The sequence below is a fragment of the uncultured Amaricoccus sp. genome (assembly GCF_937858865.1).
Lineage (GTDB): Bacteria > Pseudomonadota > Alphaproteobacteria > Rhodobacterales > Rhodobacteraceae > Amaricoccus.
On sequence record NZ_CALLYO010000152.1, the window covers coordinates 1 to 3,694 of the forward strand.

Annotated in this window: 3 protein-coding genes; 2 read left to right on the forward strand and 1 reads right to left on the reverse strand. The window is 71.0% G+C overall.

The window, feature by feature from the left end:
* Positions 1 to 1,875: penicillin acylase family protein (locus Q0112_RS04295; RefSeq protein ID WP_297971874.1), on the forward strand; the 1,875-nt coding region annotated here is incomplete at its 5' end.
* Positions 1,876 to 1,910: 35 nt separating this feature from the next.
* Here the strand turns inward: Q0112_RS04295 and Q0112_RS04300 are convergent.
* Positions 1,911 to 2,792, reverse strand: coding sequence for an RNA polymerase factor sigma-32 (locus tag Q0112_RS04300; protein WP_297971877.1), 882 nt, complete (start codon positions 2,790 to 2,792; stop codon positions 1,911 to 1,913).
* Between the two features lie 318 nt (positions 2,793 to 3,110).
* Here Q0112_RS04300 and Q0112_RS04305 point away from each other — a divergent pair.
* Positions 3,111 to 3,694, forward strand: a 584-nt coding sequence (locus Q0112_RS04305; RefSeq protein ID WP_297971880.1) for a glutathione S-transferase, incomplete at its 3' end; no start/stop codon positions are given.

Below are 3,694 nucleotides of genomic sequence, written 5' to 3' on the forward strand. Positions count from 1 at the left end.
ATGGCCGGGCGCTTCTCGCACTATTCGAACGAGCTCAACAACGCCAAGGTGCTCGACGCGCTGGTCGGCCAGCATGGCGAGGCCGAGGGCCGCGAGCTCTTCGACCAGATTTTCTGGATCGAGGACCCGCTCGCCCCCACCACCGTCCCCGCCGGCGAGCAGTACCAGCAGAAGGCCGAGCTGCCGCCGCTCGACGTCACCCGCTTCGCCGGCCTCGCCGACCTGCCGGTCGCCGGCGACGAGGACGACCGGCCCCGCGCCAGCAACCTCTGGATCCTCGGGCCGAAGAAGACGACCGACGGCAGCACCATCCTCGTGAACGGTCCGCAGTTCGGCAACTTCAACCCGGCCTACGTCTTCTCGATCGGCCTGCACGGCGCCGGCTTCGACGTGACCGGCAACACGCCCTTCGCGGTGCCGAACATCCTCTTCGGCACCAACGGCACCATCGCCTGGGGCGCCACCGCCGGCCCGCTCGACGTCAACGACTACGTCGAGCTCGAGCTCAATCCGGAGAACCCGCACCAGTACCGCCAGGGCGATGGCTGGGCCGACATGCGGCTCCGCCAGGAGACGATCGCGGTCAAGGACGCCGACGCCGTCACCGCCGACGTCTGGGAGTCGGACTATGGCGTCGTCCAGGTCTTCGACACCGACAACGACCGCGCCTTCGCCTTCCACCGCACCTGGGACGGCTACGAGATCCAGACGCTGATGGCCTGGATCCGCTCCACCCAGGCGCAGGACTATGAGGAATGGCTCGCCGCGGCGAAGGACGTGGCCACTACGATCAACTGGTACTATGCCGACGCCAAGGGCAACATCGGCTACGTCTCGCCCGGCTACCTGCCGGTGCGCGCGGCCGACCAGGACCTGCGCCTGCCGGCCAGGGGCGACGGCAGCCAGGACTGGCAGGGCGTCCGCCCCTTCGCCGACGTGCCGAAGACGCTCAACCCCGAGCAGGGCTGGATCGCCAACTGGAACAACCGCTCCGGCAAGGGCACCGTCTCCACCGTCGAGGGCAGCCCCTGGGGCGCCGCCGACCGCGTGGTCGAGATCATGTCCCGCATCGAAGCCAAGGACCGCTTCACCCCGGAGGAGGTCTGGAACATCCTGCCCGAGACGAGCTTCGTCGACGTGAACGCGCGCTACTTCGTGCCGCGCATCCTCGCCGCCGGCGCGGCGCTGCCGGCCGACGACCCGCGCCAGCCGATGCTCGCCGCCCTCGCCGGCTGGGACAGCCGCCAGATCCGTGACGCCGACGGCAAGGCGACCTCGCCAGCGGTGGCGATTCTGCGCAAGTGGATGGAGGTGATGGTCGCGGACGTGCTCCTCGACGACGCGCCCGGCATCCCGGCGAAGGTCATGCAGGTCCGCATCGCGCTGCCCTCGGCCCTCCTCAACAACGCGCTCGCGGACGAGGAGGCCGGCGTGCCGCAGGCCTACGACTTCTTCAACGGCGCCGATCCGGACGCGGTGGTGCTGGCGGCGCTCGACAGGACGCGCGCGGCGCTCGCCGCCGAGTACGGCAGCGAGGACGTCTCGACCTGGCTCCTCCCGCTCGACCAGCACGTCTTCGACACGAAGAACTACCTCGGCATCCCGCAGGCCGGGGCGGACGAGGTGCTGGCTGCCGGAACGGCGATGAACCGCGGCACCGAGAACAACATGGTCCGCTTCTCGGGTGGCGAGGTCAGCTTCTGCGCCGTCACGCCCCCGGGCCAGAGCGGCTTCATCGCGCCCGACGGCACGCCCTCGCCACACTACCAGGACCAGCTCGGGATCTACCTCGATTTCGACTGCCGCGCGCAGGCCTTCTACCAGGACGACGTCGAGGCGGCGGCGGTCAGCCGGACCGAGTTCACGGTGGAATGACCCTAGAGGGGCCCGGGCAACCGGGCCCCGTTCCGTCAGGCGCTCGTCAGCATCTCCGCCGCCGCGCCGGTCATACTCTCCAGCCGCTTGCGCAACTTGGTCAGCGCCTGCGCCTCGAGCTGGCGGATGCGCTCCTTGGAGAGGCCGAGCTCCTGGCCGAGGCTCTCGAGCGTGCGCGGCTCGTCCCGCAGCTTGCGCTCGACAATGATAAGCCGTTCCCGCGGGCTGAGCGAGCCGAGCGCCTCGGCGAGCCAGCCGCGCACGCGCGCGAGGTCGGCGTCGCGCGCCACCGTTTCGGCAGCCTGCGGCGTGTCGTCCTCGAGCGTCTCCAGCCACTCCCGCCCCTCCTCGCCCGCCTGCTGGGCGTTGAGCGAGAAGTCGGAGCCCGACAGCCGCGCATCCATCATCTCGACGTCGCGCAGCGGCACCCCGACTTCGACCGAGATCATCTCGCGCAGCCGCTGGCCGTCGAGCACCTCGCCCGCCGCCCCCGCCTCGCGCTCGAGCCGCGCCCGCACCCGGCGGAGGTTGAAGAAGAGCGCCTTCTGCGACGAGGTCGAGCCGGTCCTGACCATCGACCAGTTGCGCATCACATAGTCCTGGATCGAGGCCTTGATCCACCAGACCGCATAGGTCGAGAAGCGCACGCCGCGGTCGGGATCGAACTTCTCCGCCGCCTTCATCAGCCCGACGCCGGCCTCCTGGATGAGATCGGGCATCGGCGCGCCGTAGCGGCGATACTTCGCCGCCATGGCGATGGCGAGGCGCATGTAGGCGTTGACCAGCCGGTGCAGCGCCTTCTCGTCGTGCTCGTCGCGCCAGGCGCGGGCGAGGGCGAGCTCGGTATCGGCGTCGAGCATCTCCGCGCCCATCGCGCGACGGGTGACCATGCGGACGCCGCTGTCGTCGAAAGCCATCTCCCATCCTCCTCGCCCGGACGGCGCGGGACCTTCTCCCCACCGCGTGGCCCGGGCCTTCCCGGCGCGCATCCTCGTTGTGAGCTACGCCCGGATGCAACCTTTGGATCACCCTTGCGGTTCCATGTTCCCGGCGGAAGGGCGGCGATTTCGCGCCGCGCCGCGCCCGGTATCGGTCAAAGGACGGAGATCGCGGGATTTTCCGGGACTGCCCGGGCGGCCGGGCTCACGGAAGTTTGTAGCCCGACGACCGCGCGGGCGGCGGTCGCCTTGACCGCGCCCGGCGCCGGGTGAAAGAGGAGGTGGGGAGGAAGCGCCATGGCCTACGTGCTTGCGATCGGCGACCGCGCCTATTCGAGCTGGTCGCTCCGCGGCTGGCTCGCCTTCGCGAAGTTCGACATTCCGGTGACGCCGCGCCTCGCGCGGCTCTACGCGCCGGAATTCGCGGCGCTGCTCGCGGCGGACTTCGCCCCCGCGCGCACGGTGCCCGCGCTCCGCATCGAGGAAGCGGGCGGCAATCTCGTCCTCTGGGACACGCTCGCCATCGCCGAGACGCTGGCCGAGCGCCACCCCGAGCGCGGGCTCTGGCCCGCTGATCCGGCGGCACGCTGCCTGGCGCGTTCGCTCGCGGCCGAAATGCATGCGGGCTTTACCGCCCTGCGCTCGGCCTGCCCGATGAACCTGCGCCGCTGCTACGCCGGCTTCGTCCCCGACGCGGCGGTCCTCGCCGACCTCGCCCAGATCGAGGCGCTCTGGACCGCGGCCCGCACCCGCCACGGCGGCGGGGAGCCCTGGCTCTTCGGCGCCTACTCGCTGGCCGACGTCTTCTTCGCCCCGGTCGCCACCCGCATCGCGACGTACGGCCTGCCGGCCGGCCCGGCGGCCATGGCCTATGTCGAGGC

Bases quoted from the DNA above. Each gene is read 5' to 3' on its own strand.
- Q0112_RS04300 (WP_297971877.1), bottom strand. From the start codon at position 2,792: ATGGCTTTCGACGACAGCGGCGTCCGCATGGTCACCCGTCGCGCGATG.